The sequence below is a fragment of the Devosia sp. 1566 genome (assembly GCF_004005995.1).
GTDB lineage: Bacteria > Pseudomonadota > Alphaproteobacteria > Rhizobiales > Devosiaceae > Devosia.
In genome coordinates this window covers 2652584-2677761 of record NZ_CP034767.1, presented here as the reverse complement: position 1 = coordinate 2677761, position 25178 = coordinate 2652584, and the positions used below count along the sequence as shown (strand labels likewise).

General features: G+C 60.5%; 27 protein-coding genes and 1 pseudogene. 10 read left to right on the top strand and 18 right to left on the bottom strand.

Annotation, left to right across the window (positions count from 1 at the left end):
* Positions 1-107 precede the first annotated feature (107 nt).
* The 4 genes from ELX51_RS20065 to ELX51_RS12890 are packed head-to-tail and all read left to right on the top strand — an operon-like array spanning position 108 to position 1164.
* Complete coding sequence (locus ELX51_RS20065; RefSeq protein ID WP_164854861.1) at positions 108-284, top strand: hypothetical protein; 177 nt, start codon at positions 108-110, stop codon at positions 282-284.
* A 3-nt stretch (positions 285-287) separates the two neighbouring features.
* A complete protein-coding gene (locus ELX51_RS12900; RefSeq protein ID WP_127753906.1) occupies positions 288-677 on the top strand; it encodes a hypothetical protein in 390 nt (129 codons plus the stop codon).
* Complete coding sequence (locus tag ELX51_RS12895; protein WP_206524620.1) at positions 674-967, top strand: hypothetical protein; 294 nt, start codon at positions 674-676, stop codon at positions 965-967. The genes ELX51_RS12900 and ELX51_RS12895 overlap by 4 nt, the downstream gene beginning before the upstream one ends.
* A 2-nt stretch (positions 968-969) precedes the next feature.
* Positions 970-1164 (top strand): hypothetical protein, encoded by a 195-nt coding sequence (locus ELX51_RS12890; RefSeq protein WP_127753905.1) that lies wholly within the window; start codon positions 970-972, stop codon positions 1162-1164.
* Positions 1165-1211: 47 nt separating this feature from the next.
* Here the strand turns inward: ELX51_RS12890 and ELX51_RS12885 are convergent, their stop codons facing one another.
* The 9 genes and pseudogenes from ELX51_RS12885 to ELX51_RS12845 all read right to left on the bottom strand — a co-directional run bounded on the left by ELX51_RS12885 (position 1212) and on the right by ELX51_RS12845 (position 7003).
* Entirely contained in the window at positions 1212-1793 is a 582-nt protein-coding gene (locus ELX51_RS12885) for a hypothetical protein (RefSeq protein WP_127753904.1), read from the bottom strand.
* Positions 1790-2389, bottom strand: coding sequence for a hypothetical protein (locus ELX51_RS12880; protein WP_127753903.1), 600 nt, complete (start codon positions 2387-2389; stop codon positions 1790-1792). Before ELX51_RS12880 ends, ELX51_RS12885 begins: the two co-directional genes overlap by 4 nt.
* Complete coding sequence (locus ELX51_RS12875; protein WP_127753902.1) at positions 2382-2621, bottom strand: hypothetical protein; 240 nt, start codon at positions 2619-2621, stop codon at positions 2382-2384. Before ELX51_RS12875 ends, ELX51_RS12880 begins: the two co-directional genes overlap by 8 nt.
* Entirely contained in the window at positions 2621-2833 is a 213-nt protein-coding gene (locus tag ELX51_RS12870) for a hypothetical protein (RefSeq protein WP_127753901.1), read from the bottom strand. The genes ELX51_RS12875 and ELX51_RS12870 overlap by 1 nt, the downstream gene beginning before the upstream one ends.
* Positions 2833-4407: an AAA family ATPase gene (locus ELX51_RS12865; RefSeq protein ID WP_127753900.1), complete on the bottom strand. Its 1575-nt coding sequence runs from the start codon at positions 4405-4407 to the stop codon at positions 2833-2835. Before ELX51_RS12865 ends, ELX51_RS12870 begins: the two co-directional genes overlap by 1 nt.
* Before the next feature lie 102 nt (positions 4408-4509).
* A complete protein-coding gene (locus ELX51_RS12860) occupies positions 4510-4878 on the bottom strand; it encodes a hypothetical protein (RefSeq protein WP_127753899.1) in 369 nt (122 codons plus the stop codon).
* A 48-nt stretch (positions 4879-4926) separates the two neighbouring features.
* Positions 4927-5223, bottom strand: coding sequence for a hypothetical protein (locus ELX51_RS12855; RefSeq protein ID WP_127753898.1), 297 nt, complete (start codon positions 5221-5223; stop codon positions 4927-4929).
* A gap of 17 nt (positions 5224-5240) precedes the next feature.
* Positions 5241-6032, bottom strand: a pseudogene (locus tag ELX51_RS12850) (transposase); the annotation flags it as partial.
* 626 nt (positions 6033-6658) lie between these two features.
* Positions 6659-7003: a helix-turn-helix domain-containing protein gene (locus tag ELX51_RS12845; protein WP_127755232.1), complete on the bottom strand. Its 345-nt coding sequence runs from the start codon at positions 7001-7003 to the stop codon at positions 6659-6661.
* 119 nt (positions 7004-7122) lie between these two features.
* Here ELX51_RS12845 and ELX51_RS12840 point away from each other — a divergent pair, with 119 nt between their 5' ends.
* Positions 7123-7506, top strand: coding sequence for a nuclear transport factor 2 family protein (locus ELX51_RS12840; RefSeq protein ID WP_127753896.1), 384 nt, complete (start codon positions 7123-7125; stop codon positions 7504-7506).
* Between the two features lie 246 nt (positions 7507-7752).
* On the opposite strand, the gene ELX51_RS12835 is transcribed toward ELX51_RS12840, so the two are convergent.
* Positions 7753-8736, bottom strand: a complete 984-nt coding sequence (locus ELX51_RS12835) for an MBL fold metallo-hydrolase (protein WP_248305345.1) — start codon at positions 8734-8736, stop codon at positions 7753-7755.
* 662 nt (positions 8737-9398) lie between these two features.
* Between ELX51_RS12835 and ELX51_RS12830 the strand changes: the two genes are divergently transcribed.
* The 3 genes from ELX51_RS12830 to ELX51_RS12820 all read left to right on the top strand — a co-directional run bounded on the left by ELX51_RS12830 (position 9399) and on the right by ELX51_RS12820 (position 13308).
* Complete coding sequence (locus tag ELX51_RS12830; protein WP_248305114.1) at positions 9399-10037, top strand: hypothetical protein; 639 nt, start codon at positions 9399-9401, stop codon at positions 10035-10037.
* Between the two features lie 813 nt (positions 10038-10850).
* Positions 10851-11639 carry an alpha/beta hydrolase gene (locus tag ELX51_RS12825; RefSeq protein ID WP_127753894.1) on the top strand — a complete coding sequence of 263 codons (789 nt, stop codon included), beginning with the start codon at positions 10851-10853 and terminating at the stop codon, positions 11637-11639.
* The gene (locus tag ELX51_RS12820) at positions 11632-13308 is read left to right on the top strand and encodes a PAS domain-containing hybrid sensor histidine kinase/response regulator (protein WP_248305113.1); all 1677 of its coding nucleotides are present in this window, start codon (positions 11632-11634) and stop codon (positions 13306-13308) included. The genes ELX51_RS12825 and ELX51_RS12820 overlap by 8 nt, the downstream gene beginning before the upstream one ends.
* 527 nt (positions 13309-13835) lie before the next feature.
* Here ELX51_RS12820 and ELX51_RS12815 read toward each other — a convergent pair.
* Positions 13836-14090 carry a hypothetical protein gene (locus ELX51_RS12815; RefSeq protein ID WP_127753893.1) on the bottom strand — a complete coding sequence of 85 codons (255 nt, stop codon included), beginning with the start codon at positions 14088-14090 and terminating at the stop codon, positions 13836-13838.
* A gap of 634 nt (positions 14091-14724) precedes the next feature.
* Between ELX51_RS12815 and ELX51_RS12810 the strand changes: the two genes are divergently transcribed.
* Entirely contained in the window at positions 14725-15735 is a 1011-nt protein-coding gene (locus ELX51_RS12810; protein ID WP_127753892.1) for a sensor histidine kinase, read from the top strand.
* A gap of 83 nt (positions 15736-15818) precedes the next feature.
* Positions 15819-16493: a hemolysin III family protein gene (locus ELX51_RS12805; RefSeq protein WP_127753891.1), complete on the top strand. Its 675-nt coding sequence runs from the start codon at positions 15819-15821 to the stop codon at positions 16491-16493.
* 826 nt (positions 16494-17319) lie between these two features.
* Here the strand turns inward: ELX51_RS12805 and ELX51_RS12800 are convergent.
* The 7 genes from ELX51_RS12800 to ELX51_RS12770 form a co-directional block, all read right to left on the bottom strand.
* Positions 17320-18048, bottom strand: coding sequence for an SDR family oxidoreductase (locus ELX51_RS12800; protein ID WP_127753890.1), 729 nt, complete (start codon positions 18046-18048; stop codon positions 17320-17322).
* The gene (locus tag ELX51_RS12795) at positions 18048-18974 is read right to left on the bottom strand and encodes a dihydrodipicolinate synthase family protein (protein WP_127753889.1); all 927 of its coding nucleotides are present in this window, start codon (positions 18972-18974) and stop codon (positions 18048-18050) included. Before ELX51_RS12795 ends, ELX51_RS12800 begins: the two co-directional genes overlap by 1 nt.
* A 12-nt stretch (positions 18975-18986) precedes the next feature.
* Positions 18987-20342, bottom strand: coding sequence for an amidohydrolase family protein (locus tag ELX51_RS12790; protein WP_127753888.1), 1356 nt, complete (start codon positions 20340-20342; stop codon positions 18987-18989).
* A 1-nt stretch (position 20343) separates the two neighbouring features.
* Positions 20344-21006 (bottom strand): aspartate/glutamate racemase family protein, encoded by a 663-nt coding sequence (locus tag ELX51_RS12785; RefSeq protein WP_127753887.1) that lies wholly within the window; start codon positions 21004-21006, stop codon positions 20344-20346.
* 150 nt (positions 21007-21156) lie between these two features.
* The gene (locus ELX51_RS12780; protein WP_127753886.1) at positions 21157-22605 is read right to left on the bottom strand and encodes an amidohydrolase family protein; all 1449 of its coding nucleotides are present in this window, start codon (positions 22603-22605) and stop codon (positions 21157-21159) included.
* 4 nt (positions 22606-22609) lie between these two features.
* A complete protein-coding gene (locus tag ELX51_RS12775) occupies positions 22610-24316 on the bottom strand; it encodes an ABC transporter ATP-binding protein (RefSeq protein WP_127753885.1) in 1707 nt (568 codons plus the stop codon).
* Positions 24313-25170, bottom strand: coding sequence for an ABC transporter permease (locus tag ELX51_RS12770; RefSeq protein WP_248305111.1), 858 nt, complete (start codon positions 25168-25170; stop codon positions 24313-24315). The genes ELX51_RS12775 and ELX51_RS12770 overlap by 4 nt, the downstream gene beginning before the upstream one ends.
* Positions 25171-25178: the final 8 nt, after the last annotated feature.

Here is a 25178-nt window from a genome sequence, read left to right as displayed (position 1 = left end):
CATCCATCTAGATTTCTTCGTACCGCTCCGGCTGCTTCACTCGCTTGACGCCGATCGCCAGCTGGATCGCCGGGGGGATCGGACGCCGTGTCGTGGAATTGGAGAAGGTGCGCACAAGCACTCATGACATGATCGGGGAACTGCGCGCCGACGTGCGCGAGGCCATCGGCAGCATGAACGACGCCCGCGATACCGTCATCACCATCGCCGCCAGGCTCTATCCCGACAGCCCGAACCCCGTGCCGCCCCGCCGCGTCCGTGGACCGACCAAGAGCGGGAGCTGACCCATGGCCGACAAGCTCGCCGACCAGATCCAGTGGCTGCCTCCGAGCTGGTTCCCGGGCCGGATTGGGTTCTGCCCGTCGAAAGCCGCATGGGATCGCTTCATGTCGAAGATGAAGTGCGACCTGGCGTACCCGACCACTGCCGGCGGCTGCAGCTGGGTGGACGCGGAATCCGGCTACCATATCCTGATTACCCTGGACGATAGCCCCGAGGGCGAGGGCCCGTACGATCACCCCGGCATGCTGGTGCACGAGGCCGTCCATGCCTTCCGCTACCTGTGCCACCACATCGGCGAGCGCGAGCCGTCCAGCGAGTTCGAGGCCTACTCGATCCAGCACATCCATGCCGGCCTGCTTAAGGGCTACCGGGCAACCAGAGGGAAACGACCATGACTGCACACTCATACCGCGAACTCGCAGCCCAGCACCTGACCGGTCGCACCCGTGTCCGCAAGGGTTGGTTCGGTCTCGTCCCTCAGGTCGAGGTGATCTCGCCCAAGCCGCGCTACCCCAATCCACCGCCGCCTCCGGGCTCCAAGTCCGACGTATGGGACCAAGGCAGCTACACGTTCTGGCGGGATGCCAAGCTCGAGGACTACATCGTCCCGATCGAGGCGATGGTCCCGGGTCAGCCACGGACATGTCGTGGCGATGGCTCTCCGCCACCACCACCGAAGCGCTGACCATGCCCGCGCGCGACGGCTGGCAGACCCACGTATTCCCGCTCCCGAAAGCCATCGCCGTGGCCAAGCTGGTGACGAGCCATGGCATCGACGCCGCGGCGGAGCGATGGCACCACGTCGAACCGCGCACGCTCTACAAGCGCGGGCGGGCCGGAAGCTGCTGGAGCGCCGGGAGAAAACCTGACTGCAAAAGGTAAGTTGCGGGCGTGTTATCGTGACGCGCCCGCAACCTGCAGGTGAGTTGTCAGCGAGGTGCCGACAACGCTTCCAGTAGTCGATGCCGGGCGATATCCATCCTGTCGATAGCGTCCAGAAGGCCGACCACCGCCTTGCGATTGAACGCCTCGAGGCCGACGACCAGCGATCTCCTGTAGTCCATTTCGTACGCGGTTCCCCTGGCCGGCGACTCGATCAGCTGGATGCCGGCGAGGAGCGCCTCGATCTCGGACGCCGTGATGCCGGCGAGGACCGCTACGGCGTCGGTGGCGCGGCTCAGGTCGGCGGCGAGCTCCTGCATCGCCAGCATCGCATGGATTTCACCTTTGCCTCCGTTCCAGGCGTCAAGCAACGCTTCTGTCTGCAGGATCAGCCGCCGGTATTCCGAGATACGTTCAGCCAGGATATCTTCTGTCCGACCACTTATCATGCCAGTCTCGCCGAGCCGGACGAGTTCTTTCCGGCCATCCGGATGGCGGACGAGGAGGACGGCGAAATCAGCTTCCCACCCGCTCCACGCGATATCGCACATCCCGAGAACTTCGCCGGCGAAGTCGTCGGGTAGCATGGCGTCGATCTCGCCTGGGCGAGCCTTGCGTAGGTTGCTCATCGGTGCGCCTCACACGTCGTCTTATACCAATCACGTACACTCCCCAGCTTCCCGGGCGCGCCGCAGACTTCACATATGCGCGTCGACAGTAGCTCCGCGCTGTCGACGATCTGCTGTGCCAGGCCCTCGCCGGGGCCGTAATACAAGCGCAACTCGCCGAACTTTTCCTTCGTCTGCCTGAAGGGCTCGAGCTCCGGTGCCGCCTCCGCCAGCCAGTCAGCCATTGCAATGCACAGGTCGCCCCAGCCGGCATCGAACTCCATGCCGCCGCCGCGCAGGATCGGAAAATGAGTGGCGGCAGCCTCCCACCACGCGTCCGTCAGCGCCGGCACCGTCCAGGTCATCCGGTCCACGCGGCGGCTGCGGACGCGGTACGTGCGCGCCAGCAGCTCAAGGACGGCTTCCGCCGGCGGTCCGTGCTTGCCGCCCACGAGGACGCCGGGTTCGACGTCGTAGAGCATTCGGATGCCGGCATCGGAATGTGTCGCCCCACGCACGAGGAAGGGAGTGCCCTCGGGCAGGACGCGCTTGCCCTGCGCGGAGAACTCGTCGACCAGGCCAGCCGCGAATGCGAGGTATTCCATATCGTCAGCCATGCATGATCTCCTCGGCAGCGATCACGCCGATCTGCGCCAGCGCGTCGATCACATTGTCCCGCCATGGAGTGCCAGGAGCGACCGCCAGCAGGGCACGGATCGTTTCCGGATCGGCCTTATCCAGGGCGGCGGTAGCCAGCTGGCGCTCGGCATCGGTGCCCAGGCGGACCACCTGCCCGACTGCGTAGACGTAGCCGCTGCGGGCAAGCGCCCGGTCCAGATCGTCGGCCATCACGCGGCCTCCATCACGATGACCGCGGCATAGGCCGACATCAAGCTTGGCCGGTAGCGGGACGCGTCGGCCAGGGCGACGACCTCGGCCAGGTCGGCATGCGTCATGGTACGGCGGCAACGATCGGCGGCATGCCGGAGCTGCCTGTCGTCGTCGTGCACGGAGATCTGGAGAAGCACGTCACGGAAGGATTCGCAGGTTTCGAAATACATCAGTTCATCCCCATCGCGCGTTCACGGTTTTCCACGAAGACCTCCAAGACCTTCCGTAGCCTTCGGAGCGATCCCCCCGGCCACGCCTGCTTGATGATCTCCAACTCGTCCCGGCTTAGTCCCGCCACCCACCTGGGATCGCGGCCTTGGTTCGTCGCGATGTCGGCGAGTATCCGCTGCGTTAGCGAACCGATGTGCTGCCATGTCGGATCGGGGACGCGGATCACGGTAAGCCGGTCCAGGAGTGGTTCCGGGATTCCCTCCAGTGAATTTGCAGTGCAGAAATAGGAGACCGCCGACAGGTTTACCGGCACCTGCAGGGCGGGGTCCTCATAAGCGGCAGCGGTGCCGGGTTCCGTGAACGACAGCAAGGCGTCCAAGAAATTGCCGTTCGTCCGTCCCGTCGCCGCCTTCTCCAGCTCGTCGATGCCGACGACAGGATTGGCGACGCCGCCCCGGGCGATGAGCTGCAGCGACTTGCTGATGCCGGCAGTCCCGTAAGCGAAAGGGGTGCCGCCGAACGAGGCGTCGGCCTCCGTCGCGCCGTTGATGACAGTGATCGGCAGACCCACGGCAGACGCGATCGCCCGCGCCAAAGACGACTTGCCTGATCCACGGTTTCCCACGAGCAAGTAGTTGCCATGAAAGTATGGCTTCCCGACTTGCGGATTCAGCACGCGGTCGATCACGTCCGCGCAATGCGGATGGCTTTCCAGCACCGCGTTCCGTACCTCCGCTAGCCGCTCCGTGCCGACAAGCGGCAAGGACTTGCCGACGATGGACTTCACCCGCGTCAACAATTCCTGGCGGAACTTGTTCGGGTCCTTCGTCGGCATGTCGCCGATGACGACAAGCCCGCGCTCGGGCTCCCGCTCATACGGGATCTCGTCGGCAATCTCCGGTTCCGGGACCGGCTTGGCGATCTCCGCAAACACGGCTTCCAGGCCGGTCGCCGCTTGCTTGCCCGCCTCTTGCTCGCTTTCCAGCCACTCGCGAACTAGCTCGTGGTTGTTCGCCAGCGTTCCAAGCTGCCGCAGTCGTGCGAAGCCTTGCCCCCGTGCATCGTCCGTATCCTCCGCCTCGAGCCCGTCGTCCGTGCGGAAATTGCGATGCAGCGACATCAGCCCGACGACCAGCGCGGCTTGATGTATCCATGCGACCTGCTCGTGTGGCCGCCGCGATCCGAGCGTCTCCATCGCCAAGGTGGAGATCGCATCCGACAGCCCCCTGATCGCCGCATGAAATAACAGGTGCCGGCTGAAATCACCGGTCAACAAGGTCTCCCGGTATGCCGTCCAGCAGTTATCAGCCGTCGGCACGTCATGCGCGATGTCCAGCGCCTGGCGCGCGACGCGGGGCAGCATGTCGCGCGCCAGCTCGATCGTAATGACTTGGCGCAGATCAAGCAGCGCGCTGTCCTGGAAGCAACCGTGTCCCGCACAGCGGTCGCCCGCGTGCGGGATCACCGCGCCGGACAGGATGTCGGACTCGCGCTTGAGCCAGGTACGCTGGTCAGCCAGAAATAGGGGAGGGATCGCCGCAGGGGCGCTGGGTGGTGTCATCTGAACGCCCATTCAAGCGTTGCAATTACCGCCAAACGGTTATTGCGAGACACGCCATGAAGCACGGCTTACGTCAGATGTCTACGGATGGCCCTCGTGATCCTTAACCAACCATTACCTGATCTTGTACGCCATCATCTGCTCGTAGAAGCGCGATACCTGCGCCGCGATCACTTCGCCGTCGAGGCCCTTGCCGTGCTCCTCGATCAGCCGCTCGAAGGCCTGCGGGAACTGGTTCAGCCGCAGGCGTTCTTCCTGGGAGTAGACATATTCCAGCACGTCGTCGGGCGGCACCACCGACCACGAGATCCATTTCTGCGCCGTGCGCTGGGCGACACCGCCGCAGGCCCGGGCCAGCCTCGACGATTGGCTATCCGGGAATATGTAGAAGACGGCGTCCCTGAAGCGTTCCTTCTCCGGGGACGGCCCGCCGTCGTCTACAGGTTGCGGCTTCATGCCGCCGAAGCCTTTGGGTTCTGCCATCCGTCCGCTCCCGGGAAATCATTCCCTGGAGCATTACCGGCTTGAACCCTATGCCGCAACATCGTCGTCGAGCTCTGGCCCGGGATAGCTTTCCAGCGCGTGCTGGAGGATGTCGACGCACTGCGCATGCGCGAGACGGAAATCCGGCGACGGCAGCTCGCGGTTGATCTTATCGAAGTGGGTCTCGAGCTTCTCGTCCGTCATCCTGACAGCGGGGTACAGCAGGCGAAGACGGTAGGTCGCGAGGCGCCGGACATTTGCGTCGCGGTCCATTCGGACCACGTGCGCCAGTTCGGCCACCAAAATGGCGAGGCCGATCCGGTGAAGGGGGTGGGCGCGGGTCATGCGGCTACCCCCACATTGGCGACGACGATATGGTGTTTGGTATCGACTGCCGCCTGGACGTTGTAGCCAACGACGCCACGATGGTCGCTGCCGGTCGCCATGGCCCGCGCGTCCGGATCGGTAAGCGAGATCTGCTCATCGGGAGCGGCTTGCAGTTGCCGGCCAATCTCCTCGAGTTCCCCAAGTCGCCCGCGCAGCGAGGCCAATCGTTCGGTCAGATGGTCGACGCGTGGCGTCGCCGGGCCAGTTTCTACACTGTCGGCTTGCTCAAGCTCGGCGAGATAGCGTGCGATGCTCTCCTCGACATGGCCCTTCCGGCGCGCCAGCTTGCCCTTGGTGTAGTTCTTCTCGTGGGTGTTCACCGCCCGCAGGCGTGACCCGTCAATGGCCACCATGCTGCCACCCATCAGACCAAGAGCACGGCAGATGGCAACAAAGCGCTGACACGCGATCTGGATCGTGCCGGCATTGTCATGGCGGAAGTCGGCTATGGTCTTGAAGTCCGGCGCCAGCTTGCCGGTCAACCACATCACCTCGATATTGCGGCCAGCCTCGCGCTCGAGTTTCCGGCTCGAGGTCAGCTGGTGCAGATAGCCATAGACATAGAGCTTGAGCATCGTGCCCGGTGCGTAGCCGGGCCTGCCGGTCGACGCCGGCTGCACGCGGGCGAAGCCGAGTTCGGCAAGATCGAGTTCATCGACGAAAGCATCGATGATGCGAACCGGATTGTCTGGATCCACATAATCCTCAAGGCAGGCCGGCAAAAAGCTCGCCTGGTCACGGTCTACAGCTTCAACGAAACGTCCCATCCGGCGCCCCCGAAGCAGTGCCAGATCATAGCATCATCAGGAGTTTTCACACAGCCTCGGGTGGGTAGCGGACTGGCAGATTCCGGGGGCCACGTTTCAGAAGCTGCCGCTCTATGAGAAGGCCCGGCATACTCGGGCCTTGTGAGACGTGCGCTGGCACAGGCGGAAGTCTCTGCTCTGCACTCCATTTTTGTCCCTGCTTGGAAAAGCCCTGCTCGTCAGCTTGGTCTTGTCCTCGGTTTCTTGACAGGTGCCTTTTTCCGGGAGGCGGCGGCGTTGGCAGGCCTTTATGTTCTGTTCCTCGGCTTTGCATTCTACGGGCCCCTCTTGGCAGGGGAACCCGATGCAGGTGGGGTTTTTCATCAACCATCTCACATTCATGGCCGGCTTGCTGTTCGCCCCCGTGCATGGACCGGGCGGACGCTGACCCTCGCTTCGCCGGCGTCATGGCGCGCATGGTCAGCTCACGACACGGATAGTCGTTCATCAGGCAAGAGGAGGGCATAATGCTCAGACGCACTTTCCTGTCACTGTCGGCGGCGCTGGTACAGCTCATTGCTGTGCCCACACGAGCCCAATAAGCCGACCAGCCGCACAACGGGCGGCCAGGTCCTGGCAAATGGATGCTACTCCTCCGGGGGTTGCAGTTGCCGACGATACAGGATCCCCCATTCATGCAGCCCGGCGAGGACGGGCTCCAGGGAATGGCCCAGCGGGCTTAGTTCGTATTCGACCCTGGAAGGAACTTCGGCGAAGACGGTCCTGACGACGACTCCGTCCTGCTCCAACTCTCGCAGCTGCAGCGTCAGCATCCTCGGTGTCGATCCGGGGACTAGATGGTGAAGTGCGCCAAAGCGACGTCGTCCGCTCAGCAGTGCATAGAAAATCAGTGGCTTCCACACCCCGCCCACAACGGAAAGGGTTGCCTCTATCGGGCATCCCGTTCTCTGCTCAGACCGCTTCCAGCGCATCGCATTACTTTCAAGAATGGTACTCGCAGCCAAACTTGTGCGTACTTGTTTGTGCCCGCCGCATCACTCAGTTTGCCGACACAGCGGCCAGAGATGGCGGAAATCGGGAGTGCTGCCATATGAGCTTAACCGACGAGAACAAGGCGTTCATCCAGGAAATGATCAGTTCAAAGAGGCGCCTCGAGGACTACCCCGATCGTTTCGACGATGACCTGATCATGCATGAACCAGCGTCCCTGCCCTTCGGGGGGACATATCGGGGATTAGGTGAGTTTCAGAAGTTCTATCCCGCGGTGCGGGCGTTCTATGACTTCGATCGCTTTGAGCTGCTTGGAGTGTACGGTGATGGGGATATCGTGTTCGCCACCATTCGCGCAGGTCTGGTCGGTTCTGCCGGGACAATCCATTTGGCCGAGCAGTTTCTGTTTGCTGGAAGCAAGCTGGTGGAGGTTCGCTTGCACATTTGCGACGACGGTGCCGCAGCCAAGCGCCTGCGGCGATGAGAGCGGCATTCCGGCTCGGCTCCGGACCGCCCCTTTGGGGTGGTATGCTGTCAGTCGGCTTTAAGAAGACGTCTGGGAAAATTCGACATTGCGGCCCAGGAATGCGGTCGCGCAGGAATCTGCCGACCTTGGATGACCGCATCATGTCCCGCGCCGGATGTAGCTCACGTCGTGCGAGGTTCAGAACTTCCATTGGCGAACATGGATCGCGGCAACATTGCGGAAGCCGCGATCTAAGGTTGTCGACTACTTATAGGCAGCAACGCCGGCAAGTGCACAAGACTGCGCGGTCTGAATGTAATTGGCCACCTTCTCTACGCCGATCACCCATGGGTTGGATGAGCTCGTCTCGCTTAAGGCATGCTTTTCGTAAGTGTTGTCGAGGCCCGGGTGGTTGGCAATCATCACGTCCGCGCCTTGATCCCGCACGAGAGATTCAAAACGTTCTGCGGACGCTGCGTAGGTGCGGAACCATTCGATCTTTTCATCCCCTTCAGCACCGCCGAAGCCAAAGCCCGTACCGCCCCACTGAGCAACAACGTGTTCGCCATCGTCACCCTGGACGTTGAAAATGGTCGACACCGTGCCCGGTGTATGACCAGGGGTGATGTAGAAGCGGAACGTCGTGTTGCCCAAGGTCAGTTCTTGGCCGTCTTCAATGACCTGGTCCTTGACGGGCTTGGTGTCAGGCTCCCCGCGACCGTTACTCATAAACTCCCACTCGGGCTCCGCCATCAAAACCTCAGCGCCGTACTTGTCCTGCAACTCGCGCGCAGCGCCGTAATGGTCGGCGTGACCATGGCCGATGACGATGTATTTGATGTCCTTGGGATCGAGGCCAAGCGTCTCTAGGCCGCTTTCAATCAAGTGCCCCGAGTCCGGATAGAGCGCATCGATAAGGACAAGCCCTTCGCCCGTATCCACCACCCAGGCCGATGCTGAGCTTTCCCAAAAAGAATATTCGCCAACGTAATAGAGGTTGTCAAAAACCTGCATCGGAATGGCGCGCTCGATAGACTCCGAACGTGCATTTTCAGGCGTTGCAATCTTGCCCGCGCTCGAGTTTTCGATCCGGGGACAGATCATGTTGAAAAGGTTGTAGTGGTCAGTTCCTGCCGCTGCATAAGCGTCGCGGAAATGGTCTGCAACGTTGCCCTCATCTTGCGCGAACACCGCACCTGAAGCCATGAAGGCCAGCGAGGCAGCCGCAAAGACTGATAGGGTCGACATCGATTTCAATTTCGTCTCCTCAGGAAATCCAGCGGGCCGTTTCTTTGCTCTTCATAGTTCATTGAGCTCTTAGCGACGCTGGTGAGCGATGCAGAGGATCTGACCGCACTCGAATGTACGAACTAGTTAGTTTATGTCAATCTGCTCTTGTGCTTCTTGGTGAAATCGGAGGTCCACCCGAAGCACTGCACCAGAGAGAGGTCTTCCAGCCTCTGGTCCGGCCCACCGATACCGCTCGATTGGACATCACAAGGACTGACCGGAACCCTCATTGACTTAACTAACCAGTTCGTACACCATTTACGTTAGGGAGCGGCTTTGGGCTGGCCGACGGCCACTTGACGAATGAAGCAAATACTCAACGCTGACACTTCCTATGTAAGCCCCCACTGGGAGGAGGAACCTCTGCCTGATCGTCATTCAGATTTGGGGGCCGACCCGATGCAAAATATATTCAACCTAACGGGAAGAGAATTCACCTTATGAATAGGATGCTGAAATTAGTCGCGGCGGGCCTGTCGTCCCTAGTTGTCCTGTCAATTGGCATTTTTCCGAGTGCGGCTCAGACCAAACCGACAGTTCAAAGCTCGAGCGTAGAGCGTCCAGAGTCGATAATTTATATCGGCAACAGCTTTTTCTACTTCAACAATGGAGTAAGCGGGATGATCTCGCGGATCATGGCATCCGCAGATCCTGATTATAATTTGCGATCGTCACTTGTTACAATCAGTGGCTCCGGATTCGACTGGCATGACGTCGAGTCTTACTTCCGTCCTGATGCGATCGGCCGGTACACAATCGGTGGCGACAACGTCGTGACTTTCAACGAACCGGGCCGTCTGTTCGACTTGGCGGTCATGATGGATTGTAGCCAGTGTGCGGTTCATCCGCAGCTAAAGGACATATTCTACGAGTACGCGAAAAAACACTCCGAAACGGTTCGAGAAAACGACGCTGAACCCGTATTTTTCATGTCATGGGCCTATCTAGACAAGCCGGAGATGACAGAACAACTTGCCGAAGCCTACACCCGCATAGGGAACGAAAATAACGCGCTAGTCATCCCGGCGGGGTTGGCATTTGCCAGGTCGGTTGCAGAGCGACCCGACATAACGCTGTACACTGCTGACAACCGCCACCCAACAATGGAAGGAACCTATCTAGCAGCCCTCACTACCTACGCAGCAATTTTTAAGAAGAATCCAGTTGGCGTGACTTACACCGCTGGTTTCGAGCCAGACGTTGCGGAGTTCCTGCAGACGGTGGCGTGGGAGACGGTCAACGAATACCTCGCACCCTGATTGCAATCGTTCTGGTCGCAAGTGAAAGATAGTTGCGCCCTGTCGTAGAGAAAGCCCCGTTGCTCTTTGAGCACACGTGGCTTTCTTTAGTGGAACTGCCCGCCGACCTTGCCCGGCTTATGGCCCCTGCGAGAGAAAACAGGCCCGTTTGATGGTACTCTGTTCAGACCCGGAGACATGTATGCTGTCTGGGAGCGCTCCGTCGATGTTATGCGTCGTCACCGGCAGAAACCAGCATTTTGACGAGTCAAAGTCCCATACCAGCGATTGACGCACTGACCGCCTGAGTAGCTGATCGTGCGTTGCACTAGCCTACTCACCAGCTGAATTGCTGGGAGGGAACGTCCGCTTCCAACGAATAATGTCAGGCCGTCGAACGACCGAGATGGGCTCGGCACCAGACTGACGGTTCTGGGCGCCAGGATACCGGCGGCGTCGGGGGTGGGTTTCAGACCGGCGGCTTTAGGACGTATAGCTCGGGTTAGCGGACGTTCGGTGCGCCCGTTGCATGGCAACATTGAAGCTTCATACCGCTGAGGTTCTGCCATTGGAGCCCTTGCGGTGCAGTCTTGATCGGCCCTGAGTCACATCGGCTTGCATATTAAGGTGTCGAACCAGCATCAGCTTCGTGTCAGCGCAGCATTGCGAGCTTTGGAGCCGTCCCAACCGGATCTTCCCCCGTTTACTTTAGCCCGCCTCGGTCAGTTCGGATGATTGCTTGGGAGCAAAAGAAGTGCATGAAGCACTCAGGTGACGACGGAGCTCCTACCTGTTATCAGGACGATGCATCAGTAGAGGTGCTGGAGGTTGCACGTGTCCGCACTCACTCGAAACAACGTGTCGGTTAGAGGGTCAGGTAAGCGGCCCATCATGTTCGCACATGGCTTCGGCTGTGATCAGAACATGTGGCGGTTCGTGGCTCCCGAGTTCGAAAACGATTTTAGAATCGTCCTATTCGATCATGTGGGTGCCGGTGGTTCCGATCTCTCGGCCTATTCCCGCGACAAGTACGCTCACCTCAGCGGGTATGCTCAGGACGTTCTGGACATCTGCGACGAACTTGACCTTGAAGACGTAACTTTCGTTGGTCACTCCGTAAGCAGCATGATCGGCGCACTCGCGGCCAAGCAGCGGCCTGAGCTGTTTGCTAATCTGGTGATGGTGGGGCCGTCCCCGCGATACATTAACGACGATGGATACGTTGGTGGCTTTGCAGCCGAACAAATCGAAGAACTCCTAGCATTTCTCGATTCCAACCACATGGGCTGGTCCCAAGCGATGGCACCCACCATTATGGGGAACTCCGAAAGGCCCGAACTTGGTGAAGAGTTGACCAACAGCTTCTGCCGTACAGATCCAGAAATCGCCAAGCACTTCGCCCGTACCACATTTACTTCCGACAACCGCGCTGATCTCGACGGCCTGACCACTCGTACGCTGATACTCCAGTGCAGCGAAGACGTGATTGCGCCGCAGGAAGTGGGAGAGTACGTGCACGCCAAAATCCCGAACAGCCAACTGGTGGTTCTCAAGGCAACGGGTCACTGTCCAAATCTGAGTGCTCCTGCAGAGACCATAAAGGCGATCCGCGCCTTTGTCTGAAATCCTGCACTATCCGGATGAGCGTCAGCTTGCCGAATATATCGACTTCTTCGACCATGCTCCGTGCGGATATATCGTGGCTGGAGAGGGCGGCCGTATCGAGCGGGTCAATACGACGTTGGCAGAATGGATTGGCACGCCTGCCGATGAGCTAATCGGCAGACGCTTCCAGGACCTGCTCAATATCGCAGGCAAGATCTATTACGAAACGCACTTTGCGCCGTTGCTGCGCATGCAAGGGTACTTCAACGAGGTGGCGCTTGATCTGGCCATACCAAGCGGGGGCATCATGCCTGTGCTGGTGAACGCCAGGGAAAGTCGAGACGTTGACGGCAATGTCCAATCCCTGCGAATTTCGCTGTTCAATGCTACTGATAGGCGTCGATATGAGCGTGAACTGCTCCAGGCCAGAGGCGATCTGGAGCGAGCCAACGCTGCTCTTGCAGATCTCAATCGCGATCTCGAGCATCGAGTAGCAGAAGCACTCGCCCAAAGGATCGAAGCGGAAGAAAAGCTTCGGCAGGCGCAGAAGATGGAAGCCATTGGCCAGCTCACCGGGGGCGTGGCGCACGACTTCAACAATCTTTTGACGGTCATCATGGGCGGGCTGGATACCGTCGGACGGTATGCTTTGCAGCTCGCCGAAGACGAACCACGTAGAAGGATCGAACGCGCACAAAAGATGGCGATGCTCGGAGCGCAACGAGCGGCATCGCTTACAGCACGCCTCCTCGCATTCTCGCGGCGGCAGCCCCTGGACCCAAAGCCTCTCAACATCACACAGCTCATTCGAGAGACGTCAGACCTGCTCCAGCGAACCCTCGGTGAAACAATCGCATTGGAGTCGGTTGAATATGCTGGTTTGTGGCCGGCACTGGTTGATGTGTCGGAGCTCTCCAACGCCCTTGTCAACCTGGCGGTGAACGCTCGCGATGCTATGCCTTCTGGTGGGAGGCTGACTATTGAGACCAGCAACATCTATCTCGATGAGAGCTACCTAGCACCGTTTGATGAGCCGATCCCGCCAGGCCAGTACGTTTTAGTCGCGGTCTCCGACACCGGTACGGGAATGGACAAGGACACACTGTCCAGGGTCTTCGAGCCGTTCTTCACGACCAAGGAAGTGGGCAAGGGAACGGGCTTGGGACTCAGCCAGGTCTATGGCTTCGCGCGCCAGTCAGGCGGGCACATCCGCATTTACAGCGAGTTAGGCAACGGCACGACGGTCAAGCTCTACCTCCCGCGCGCTCAAGTATCGGAAGATGCTCGTCCAGTGATGGATACGGCTATCAATCTGGGTGGACATGAGTCCATCCTGGTCTGCGAGGACGAGCCGGCCCTAAGGGCGTTTTGCGTCGAAGCGTTGAGAGACCACGGGTACCACGTGATCGAAGCGGGTGACGGACATGAAGCGCTTGAACGCCTTCGCGCTCACCCCACAACCGGTCTGCTTTTCACCGACGTTGTGTTGCCCAATGGGATGAACGGTCGCCACTTGGCCAACGCAGCGCGCGAAGCTGTCCCAGGTATCAGGGTTCTTTTCACCACCGGATACACCCGAAACGCCATTGTTCACCACGGTCGGCTTGATCCGGGAGTGGTCCTGCTTTCCAAGCCATACACAGTGCAGGCGATGCTGGCTAAAGTCCGATCGACGCTGGACAGCTAGTTGCGACATAACAAATCTGACCGCCTGTGGGCTTTTCTCTCGCCTGCCTCAAGCTGTTGCTGACTTGCGCAGCGCTGCTCCGGACAATCTGTTTGTTGAACCTGGCTTGGCTGCTACGCGGTGGCCTGCGGACTGGCGGCTTACCATCAGCAAGTGACCAATTGCACGTCGGATCAGTCTGCTTACCGCAGGGTGCGGCGTACATGGTAACCACCTGCCGCCTGAGCGCCTCTGGTGCGGCCACGGCTACTGTGAAGCGGGAGCTTCACTTGCCGCAGGGTGTTCATCCAACACGAACCCCCGCTAAAGTTCCGATGAACGTTTTGCGCCGGGACGCCGTTCCGGCGCAGATCCAGGCCAAGGGACAGCCGAGCTGCTTCCTCAGGTGAGCCCACACTCTGGATGAACTCCGTGGCGGCACCCTCAGCCGGGGCACAATCCACAACTCGGTACTTCCGGCTCAAGGGCCTATTTCTCCCTCGTCACAAAATCTAAGTCAGCCACCAGCTGTGGGGGTTAGGGCTCAATTAGTTCACTTCTGGCAGGTCGCCGTGGCGGAATACGATGGTTCGCTCCGCCACCTCACCACCGGCAGCGTGTGTCGGTTGTGTCCACGCAATCACCGCCAGATAGGATCGCACCAGCTGCTCGGCGGCGTTGTACGCTGCTGATTCATCCCGCATCTTACGTGGCGCGAACGCCGGCACCATCTTGCCCGCCTCGTCTAGACGGAAAGCCTGTAGCAAAACCAGCTTTGACGAGGTGAATTTCTTCGTATCCATGAGGCGTTCTATCGTGAAACCGCTGCGAAGTAGCGAAGAACAGGACATTCTCAACAGCGTACGCGAACGCGGTGCTCGGGTGCACGTGGCCAGGCGCCAGCCCTAGCTACGGATCCGAGGGTTTCTTGTTTGGATTGGGAGGCGGCTTGGCTGGCTCCTCAACCGGGGTCGCATCGGCATCGCTACCAGGCTCGACGTCGGCGAGGGCGGGATCGGGTTTCTTCTTCTCTGTGTCCTTCGGAGAATTGGGCATGGCTGACCTCATCTGAAACAGAACCAATCCGCGCTGGAGGTAGTTCGTTCCCTGGGTCACTATGAGCCGGACGCCGGCGCGACGGCAAGGTTTCTGCGACCAATTCAAACCTGGTTTAGTTCCCCGTCGGGCCAATTTGACCCTATCGTGCCCTCCACTGCTCGAGGCACCCGGCACCTTCGCGCTTTTGACATTCCAGTTGGGCATACGCCACCCGGTTGGGCATACGCCACGCTTCCATTTCAGGCGCACGGGCTGGATCGCGTCTCGAGGTCAATGAGCAGCGTTTCGGGGGCGCTCCGATTCGAGCTCTTTACGATGATGCTGCCTATCCCTTAGAACGCGCGAACTGAGTTGGGCCCTGAAGGTGTCAGAAGCAATATGAGTGAAGCCGTCGAGAAGTCGAGTTCGCTCCTGCGGAATGCTAAGAATCTCGCACGCGCTGTAGACGCTGCTGGAATTGCCCTCTGGTCGTGGAACGTTGATAGCGACGCGCTCACCATGGACGATCAGGCCTACGATCTATGGGGTTTGGGGCGGGGCGCCCAGGTCACGTTCGAGGATCTATCCGCCCATATCCACCCTGCTGACCGGGATCGGGTCCGAGCTGCCTTCACCGCTACACGGGCAATACTCGGCCCCTATGAGATCGATTTCCGCATCATGGTTGGTGAGGAGCTTCGCTGGATCTCGGCCCGTGGCAAGGGGGACGATGAGGGTATCGTCGAGCGCCTCATGTTCGGTGTTTTTCTGGATGTGACGGGCCGCAAACAGGCCGAAGAAGGACGAGAACTCCTTGCCGGCGAAATGAGTCATCGCGTCAAGAACCTGCTGGCCATTGCCACCGGTCTGACTGCGATCACCTCCCGATCCACGTCCACCGTCACCGACATGGCGCGTGAGCTGACGCAGCGACTGACAGCCCTGGACCGAGCCCATGATCTTGTTCGTCCATTGCCCGGTCAGACCGACGCCGCGGCAGCTTTGCTCGGCGATCTGCTTTCCGTGCTGCTCGCGCCCTACGACGACCTAGGGGCCTTCAGTGGGCGCATCCGAGTCTCGGTGCCTCGCATGATCGTGGGCGAAAGTGCAACGACCACACTCGCATTGATCGTGCACGAACTGGCAACGAACTCCCTCAAGTACGGCGCGCTCTCATCATCGACCGGTATGATCGATGTTTCCTGCTCGGCCAGAGACGAAGCGGTAACGGTGGTCTGGACGGAGCGAGGAGGTCCCGAGGTGGTACCGACCAGCGTCCCAAAAGGGTACGGCACCAAACTCGTCGAGCGCAGCATCACCAATGCGCTACGCGGGTCCATCCACTATGCATGGGAGGAAGATGGTCTCATCGTCACCCTAAGAATCGATCCCGCCCGCCTGGCAGACTGAGCGTCGGTCAGTTGGTTAAAAGGTGCGATCGTTTTGTTACGCATTCTGTAGCACCCGCGTGCCCCGCCTCCTATATACGGCAAATGGAAAACACAAACCGAGGCCGTCCGGAAGCCCGCCCGCATTATCCCAGCGTTCAGGCGCGCTCCGCGGATCTGTTTGTACATTTGCTGGGTCTCGGCCTCGCCCTCCTTGGCGGCGCCATCCTGCTTTGCATGGGCATCCAGGATCCAGCCCCTGGCAGGCTTGCGGTCATCGCGATCTATTCGCTTAGCGCGGTATGCATGTTCGGGTTCTCCACAGCGTACAACTTCGCGCCGGCTGAATGGAAGCCCGTGCTGCGCCGGCTCGACCATGTCGGCATCTTCCTGATGATCGCAGCCACTTATACGCCGTTCACCGCGTATTTGCTGTCCGGAGCCTGGGCCTGGTCGCTGACCACGACCCTGTGGGTGCTGGCCGGCGTGGGAATTGCCGGCAAGATCTTCCTGCCGCCGATCAGCCAGAAGGTCTGGGTGCCCATCTACCTGGGCCTGGCCTGGATCGGCGCCATCGCAGCGGTCCCCCTTGCGGAGATAACCTCCGCGGTGGTGCTGTGGCTCCTGGCACTTGGCGGCGCTTTCTATTCAGCCGGTGTTCTCTTTTACGCCAACAAGCGCCTGCAGTTCGCCAAAGCCATCTGGCACGGCCACGTCGTGGCCGCGGCCGCGACGCACTGGGCAGCCGTGCTGGTGGGACTGTTTGTGGTACACTCCTGATAGCAGTGGCCCAATCCGACTGGCGCAGCGTTGAGGAACGGACGCTGGGCTTTGGCAGTATTATAAGCGCTGCAGGTCCGCTCCGGGTCCAGATGTCGATAACGGGGCGGGAAGACCGTACGCTGCTAGCTCTGGAACAAAGCAAAGCGAACGGCCTAATTCCATTCACCCAGATATACGACTGGCGGAACCACAAAGGTCGACCACAATGAAGCGCTACTCCCACCGCTTGTTTCTAGGGCGCTGGGCGACGCACGGCGCCCACCCCTTCATCGGTCTACCTGGCGATAAAAGAGCCTATAGGCCCTCATGTCGGAGCTGAAGAGGTATCGTCCGTCGGTCCAGACCATGGCGTACCGCCGTCATCTCGGACGATCAGCAAAATGACTGGTGGCTGGATCGCGGCTGAGCTGCAGCAACGCGCTACTTCTCGGCAAGGCACTGACGTCGGCTTTCAGGCCGCGGAACGAAGAGCGTGAACGGCAGAATGGGGTCGCAAGCAGTCCGGCAGGAACGCGCCCCATCCCAGACGTTTCGGTAGCCTCTACGGTTCCCTGAAAGCTGCCATTCTGCCGCGGGGCAGCGGGCGGACCGAGCGGCTGTCATCAAGAGATAGCCACCGGCACCTCAAGCCCATGGTTCGCGTGAGGACGAAAGAATCGTCGCTGCGTCCTAGCAGCCTTGGATATCTCGTTGCGACTGGACACTACTAACAGCTGCTGAGCAATCCATGCCCCAACCTACATCGGTAGCACGTCCGGGGCTTAGCGTCGTTTGCTGCGGCCGCTGGGAAGATCGGGGATGGCGTCGAATTCGTAGTCCAACCTTAGAGGCCCTTGATCATGCCGCCATCGACGCGGAGCATGCTGCCGGTGATGTAGCTGGCCTGCTGGCTGGCGAGGAACGCAACCACGGCCCCAAACTCACTGGCTTCGCCATACCGGCCAACGGGGATTTCGTTGCGCGAGGCTTGCTGCACGGCGCTTAGGCTTGCGCCGGTGCGGCTGGCTTTGCCCTCGTCGAGTTCACGCAAGCGATCGGTATCGATGCGGCCGGGCAGCACCATGTTGACGGTGACGCCGTGCTTGGCGACCTCGCTTGCCAGGGTCTTGGACCAGCCGGCGATTGCTCCACGCACGGCGTTGGACAGTGCCAGCCCCGCGATGGGAGCAACAACGCCCGACGAGCCCACGGTGATGACGCGGCCCCACTGCCGCTCGATCATCTGCGGCAGCAGGGCATCGGTAATGGCGTAGAGCGAAGTGGCCATCGACTGGAAGGCCGCGAGCCAATCCTGGCTGGCTTGGCCCTGGGCGGGGCCAGCCTTGGGACCGCCGCTGTTGTTGACGAGGATGTCGACGCCACCTTCGACCTTGACCCGCTCGATCAGCTGCTGCACTGAGCTGACGTCGGCGAGATCCACCGCATAGTCGCCAGAGCGCGCTGCCACCAGGACGGTGACGCCTTCGGCGGCAAGCGCTGCAGCGCTGGCAGCGCCAAGGCCGCGACTGCCACCCAAAACCAGTGCGCGTTTTCCGTTAAGACCAAAATCCATCAGGCAAGTTCCTTCAGTTTGCGCGCCTGGCGCAGGGCGAGGCGTTCGACTTCAGCTACGGCCTTGGGTGCGAGCACTGCGCCTGGGCGTCGTTGCGTGGCGCTGGCGATAGCGCCGCGCTGGGCCAGAGTATGCTTGCGAACTGCAAGACCGAGGCCCGGCTGCTGTTCGTAGCGTACCAGCGGTAAATAGGCGTCGAAAATGTCCTGTGCGCGTTCCATCTCGCCGTTGCGGACCAGACGAACCACGTCGACCATCATCTCGGGGTAGGCGAATCCGGTCATCGCGCCATCAGCGCCGCGCTCCATTTCTTCGGGCAGGAACACGCCGCCATTCCCGCACAGGATCGACAGGCGCCGGCGTCCCTTGGCCTCGGCATTGCGGATATCGGAAATCTTGGCAAGGCCGGGCCAGTCCTCGTGCTTGAGCATGACGATGGAGGGCATGTCCTCGACGATGCGGCCCAACAGGGACGAGCTGACGTGAATGCCAGTGACCAGTGGGAAATCCTGCAGCACGAGCGGCACGTCGGTGCCGATGGCGGCAACCACGTTCTGGTAATAGCCAAAGATCTGATCGTCGGTCTTGAGCGATCCGGGCGGAGCGACCATGACACCGGAAGCGCCCAAATCCATGACGGCCTTGGTCAATTCCTCAATGGCCGCCAAACCGGGCGCCGAGACGCCGACGATGATGGGCTTGCCTGCAGCGCGGGCCAGGGTGCGGCGCGTCACATCGAGCGCCTCGCTCTGGGTCAGCTTGGGAGCTTCGCCCATGATGCCCAGAATGGTCAGCCCGCCGGCGCCCTTTTCGAAGTAAAAATCGGTGACGCTATCGATGCTTGCATGGTCGATCGCCATGGTCTCGGTGAACGGCGTGACGGCAATAACGAATACGCCGTTGGTGTCGGTGTTAATCAGAGGCATTGGATAAGCCTGTTATTGGAACCAATGGGAAGCCAGACGAGGCGCGTATTTGCCGTCGCCGGGTGTGTTGACAATGGCAGAACCATCCCAAGCCAGCCTGCCGCCCACATAGGTGCGGGCGACGCGGCAATCGAATTGCCGGCCATGGAAGGGGCTCCAGTTGAGCGCGTCATGGGCTATGGTTTCATCCCATACCTGCGGCTCAAGGGCGAGGATGGCAATATCGGCATCGGAACCGGGTTGCAGAACGCCCTTTTGCGGCCAGAGGCCAAAGAATTTTGCCGGTCGCTCGGCCAGTTGCTCGACGGTCAGCCGCAGGGCATCGAGCTGGCGAGTGGCGGCGCCGGTGTAAAAGGCGTGCAGAAGGGTTTCAAGACCAGGCACGCCGGCACCAGCGTCGAAGATCGAGGGCGTGAACTTGTTGTCGATCGGCCAGCTGGAATGATCGGAACTGACAAAGGCGACACGGCCAGCAACCACATCGTCCCAAAGCGCCTCTATCTGGCCCGGACGGATGGGTGGATTGACCTTCATGCGGGCACCGAGAGCGCTGTCGATCGATGGGTCGAACCAGAGGTAGTGGACACAGAGCTCGCCCGTAGAACGGAATCCATCTCGACGATAGTTCTCCACAAGTTGAAAGCCGCGCGAGGAAGTGAGATGCACGATATGCGCATGGGCGTTGCTTAGGGCGCCCAGTTCGAGAAAATGCGCTGTGGACGCCTGCTCCGCAGCCAAAGGACGGCTCGATGAATGCGCTTCGATGCCGTTTTCGCCCGCTGCCCGCGCCTTAGCGATGCGGGCATGGACGATTTCCTGGTCTTCGTTGTGAATCCCGAGTGGCACATTGGTGGACGCGAGGGCTTCGAACAGATCGAGCAATTGATCGGCGGCAATGCGGGGAAAGCGCGTCGGGCTCGACTCGAAGCCTGAAATCTTGAAGGCGACGACACCCCCTTCGATCAGCGGCAGAACCTGAGCCATGTCCTGGCCGGGCATCACCGTGCCATAGAGCGCCACGTTGGCGTGCGCATGCTCGGCAATCGCCGCTTTTTTCTGCTCCAGCCGCTCCATGGTGTTGAGCGGGGTCGGATTGTCATAGGGCATGTCGACGATGGTGGTGACGCCACCTGCTACGGCCGAGCGGGTGGTCGAGGCGATACCGGGCAGCCCACCATAGCTGCCGGCATGGGTCTGGCCGTCAATGACCCCGGGGATAACCAGAGCGGTGCCCGCATCATGCACGCGGTCTGCCACTGGAGCCTTGCCCTCGCCGATCGCGGCGATCTTGCCGCCGGCAATGGCCAGCCAGCCGTGCTCGATCGGACCAGTCGGAGTAACAATTGTGCCTTGGATCACCTCGTCCATGTCAGCGGGCCTTTGTGCGATATTGAAGATCGAGGGTCGTGACGGCGAGCGCGACGCCAGCCTGCACCGGATCGACAACCGGAAGGCCCAGCGCATCTTCCAGGCTGGCGCGGTAGTTGCCCAACCCCGCGCACCCGAGGATCACGACTTGAGCGCCGTCTTGGTCGCGCAACTTGATGCCGGTGCGCACGACAATGTCGACAACATCGCTGGCCATGAGTTGGGGAATGGTCATATCGATGGAGCGGTCGCCGGCCAGGCGCCCATCGAGTTGTAGATGCTGCAAATAGCGCAGGTGCCTGCCTATGGACGACGGGCCGAGCGAGACGATGCCAAAGCGCTGGCCGAGACCGAGAGCGGCAAGATAGGCGGCTTCGGCGATGCCAATCACGGGCTTGCTAGTAGCCGCTCGAACTGCGGCGATGCCCGGATCTGAAAAGCAGCTCAGCACGTAGGCGTCTGCGTCGCTCCGGGCAACCCTTTCGAGAATGTTGGGCACGACCATGTCCACATGCTCATCGGTCTCGATGCCAGGCGGCGACTTGTGGAGTTCGACGCAGTCAATGGAATGATCCGTGCAGCTCGTCACAAGACCGAGGCCGTTTTCCATCGAGCGCGTCACAGACGAGGAGCTGTTCGGATTGATAACCAGTATGGATGCCAAGATGCGCCTTCGGGGGTGGAACGCGTGAAAGAGTGGTGCGAGCGAACTCGTACACTACAACTTAGAGGAGTGGCGCGAGCGGATTAATGTGCCCCGTTCGCCCATGGCCTACTGCTGGTTAACGGATAGAATTTCGAGCTTTCGGCTCGTTCAGGCGTCGGCGTTCATGCGCAACGACCTCCAAAAAGTATCGGGCGTATCGAGGAGATGCTCTAACCCGGTGCGCTTCAGCATCAGATCGGTTTCGCGTTGAGCTGCATCCAGCACCTTGTCTTCATCGACGGTGGTCACCTTGCGATCTCGCATTAGGATCTTGCCGTCGACAATGACCGTGTGCACGTCATTGCCGTTGGCAAAGCAGACGATCCGCGACACGGGCATATTGGCCGGATAGAGGTGGGGTCGGCGTAGATCGACTAAAGTCAGATCTGCTTTCTTCCCCACTTCGATGGAACCGAGATCGTCGGCCATGCCGAGCGCCGTCGCGCCGTCGATGGTGCACATTTCCAAAGTCTTCCCGGGCGGCAGCCAGCTGGGATCCTTGTGGAACGTGCGATGATAATGCATCGCCTGCTGCATGTGACGGAACATGTCGCCTGACCGATCCGGGGCTGTGGCATCCGAACCCAGAGCCACGATGACGCCTGCTTCCATCAATTCAGTCGCTGGACAGCGATCATAAACCGACGCAATGGCGCTCGGGTTATGGGCAATGCGCGTATCCGTGTCCGCACAGATGCGGATCTCTTCTTCCGTCAGCCCCGTCGAGTGCGACAGCAACGCGTCTGGGCCCAGGAGCCCGAGTTCATGTGCATAGGCAACGCTGCCGCGCTTGTGGCCATCCTGGGTGAAGACGAGCCCACGGTCACGGCTGAGTTGGCGCACGATTTTCGCCTGTTCACGCGCGCGTTCGATATTTTCGGCACCCAGCGTATCGACATGCTCCGCCCGCAGCGTCGGGGTCAGAAGCGCTATATTGATGCGACGGCCATGCGTGCCATGCCAACGGTCGATCAGCGCCGTGGATGTTTGCAACTGCTGGTCGAACTCGATTGGAAACTGTTCCTGCTCCATGTCGGACCAGCGCCCATAGGTGAGCGGATGGGGTGGGCGCGTGGTACCCACGGCAACCACAGAGCGCGTCCCGACCTCGAGGACCCCGTCGCAGTGGGCGTCTCCGTAAGCCGCTTCGTCGGTCCGCATGATTGAATCTCCACCCCCGAGCAGCGATACGCCGGTCGTCACCCCAAACCGCACGCGCTCGAGCGCCGCCAGTTGAGCTTCAGCACGCCAGAATTCGGGCGTTGACCCAACGGTGTAGGCCTGCAAGCAGGCATTGTACCATTCGGCAGAATTGCCGCTGGCCATGGTTTTGATCAAGCCGTGGCCTGCATGGGCATGCACGTCGATGAGACCGGGAATGACGGCCATGCCGGCGCCATCGATAATCTCGCCCGCCGTATGGCGCGCGGCGATTTCATCAGCAGTGCCTATATCGATGATCCGGTCCCCTTTGATCGCAATGGCGCCATCGCTGATGACCCGTCGATCTGGATCGACGGTGACGATGACGGCGTTGGTGATAATAAGATCGGCCATGAAATTATACTCCGGCAGTTTCAAACTGGGCAGGCGTCAAAATGTCGAGAGATGGGATCAGCGACAAAAGCTGGCGGGTGTAGGCATGCTGGGGATCGGTGAACAGGGTTTCGCTATCGGCAAGCTCGACAATCTTACCCGCTTGCATGACGGCGACCCGATCACACATCTGGCGCACCACCGACAGATCGTGGCTGATGAACAAAATGGTGAGATCTGCGGTTTCGCGCAGGTCCTTGAGCAGGTTCAAGACGCGTGCCTGCACTGATACGTCGAGCGCCGAGGTGGGCTCGTCGCACACCAGCAGTTGGGGTTGGCTGGCCAGGGCCCGGGCGATCGAGATGCGTTGACGCTGACCGCCGGAAAAAGCGTGAGGGAACCGCTCGCCCATCTTTACCGGAAGCCCCACGGCTTCGATCAGTGTTTCGGCATCGGCATTGGCTTCACGTTGTCCCGGAGCCAGTTTGTGGAAAAGGATCGGCTCGCTAATGGCTGAACTGACGCGCATGCGTGAATTGAGCGAGGAGTAGGGGTCCTGAAAGATCATCTGGATCGCCCGGCGCACGGCGGTGCTGCGCAGTTGCAGGATGGCGTCGCCATTATAGGCAACAGTGCCGTCAGTCTGCTGCAACAGGCCGGACAATACGTTGGCTAGAGTGGACTTCCCGCTGCCTGACTCGCCGACAATGCCGAATATTTCGCCGCGGCGAACGGTAAAACTGACATCGTCGACGGCCTTGAAGGCCGGGGTTCGTCGCCAGCCGCCGCCGCGGAAGTGAACGGATAGATGATTGACCTCGATGAGGTCCTTGCGCCTGGTCGCCGTCGTCGTAGCGGCTCGGACGCGCGTGATTTTGGCCTGCGCGGTCCGCTCGATGTCGGATTGCTCATTGGTAACATGAAACCGCTCGAGGCGCCGGTCGAGCCTGGGCACAGCGCTGATCAAGGCGCGCGCGTATTCGGCCTTGGGTGCGGAAAGGACATCGGGCACCGGACCGGTTTCCACAACCTCGCCGCGATACATGATCGTCACCCGGTCCGCGATTTGAGCGACGACGCCCATGTTGTGCGTGACTAGCAGCACGCCCAACTGGCGCACGGTTGCTAGGTTGCGGATCAACTTGAGAATCGTTGCCTGCACCGAAACATCGAGAGCGGTCGTCGGCTCATCGGCGACCAGCAAACTGGGATTGCAGGACAAGGCCGCCGCGATGACGATGCGCTGGCGCTGTCCACCCGATAGCTGGTGGGGATAATGGCGCAGACGTCGTTCAGGATCGGGAATCTCGACGGCGCGCATCAATTCGAGCGCTCTATCGCGAGCCGCGTTCTGGCTCAGGCCCAGATGAAAGCGCATCGTTTCGGTTAACTGGCTTTCGATCGTGAAAAGCGGGTTGAGGCTTGTCATCGGATCTTGAAAGATCGCCCCGATATCGCGGCCCCGCTGAATGCCCTCGGCGCGGCCGGTCTTAGCGTCTATCTGTTTGCCCGCCACCCAGATCGTGCCAGCGGCAATCTCGCCTGGCGCATCGATCAAACCCATCACAGCATTGCCGACCGTGGACTTGCCGGCGCCCGACTCGCCGACGAGGGCATGGATTTCTCCCGGAGCGATGGTCAGCGACAGATTCTTGACCGCGATAAAGTGCGGTTGGTCCAGCGCGGGGTATTGAACCGTGAGCCCTTCGATCGCTAGCGCCGGCGCGGTCATGAGCGGCCTCCCAGTTTGGGATTGAACAAGTCACGCAGCCAATCGCCGACGACGTTGGTTGCGAGAACCAGACTGACCAGGGTCAATGCCGGAAACACCGTGATCCACCAGATGCCCGAGAAGACAAACTCATTGCCGATCCGGATCAGTGTCCCAAGCGATGGGTAGGAGGGCGGCATGCCGACGCCCAGGAATGACAAAGTCGCTTCCGTCAGGACGGCCGCAGCCAGGTTGATCGTGGAGATCACGAGGATCGGCCCGATGACATTGGGCAGGATATGACGAAACAGGATCGTCCGCGTCGGCAGGCCGATAACCTTGACCGCCCGCACATAATCGCGCGACGACTCGACCATCGTTGCTGCGCGCACGGTGCGCGCATACTGCACCCATTCGTTAATGCCGATGGCGACGATCAACACGAGCGGCGCCCAGGTATCGCTTTGGGATGCTGGAATAATCGCCCGCGCGATACCGGCAACCAACAACGCCAGCAAAATCGTGGGCAAACTCAGGAAGACATCGGCGACGCGCATGATGGCGGCATCAACGCGGCCACCGACGAACCCGGCTATCAGCCCCAGAGTGACCCCGACAGAGGCCGACAGTACAACCGCTCCTATGCCAATCGCTATCGAGGTGCGGGCGCCGTACAGAATGGCCGACAGCAGATCGCGGCCCTGATTGTCCGTTCCCAGAACGAAGCGCGGGTCGCCCTGGCCGGTGAACAGCGGCGGAATTTCAGAGTCCATCAGATTATAGCTTGCGGTATCGGTCGGGTCGCTGGGCGACATCCAGGGCGCCAGCAGAGCGGCGAGTATAACGATAATGGCTACGGCCATGGCGATCAGCACATGAGCGG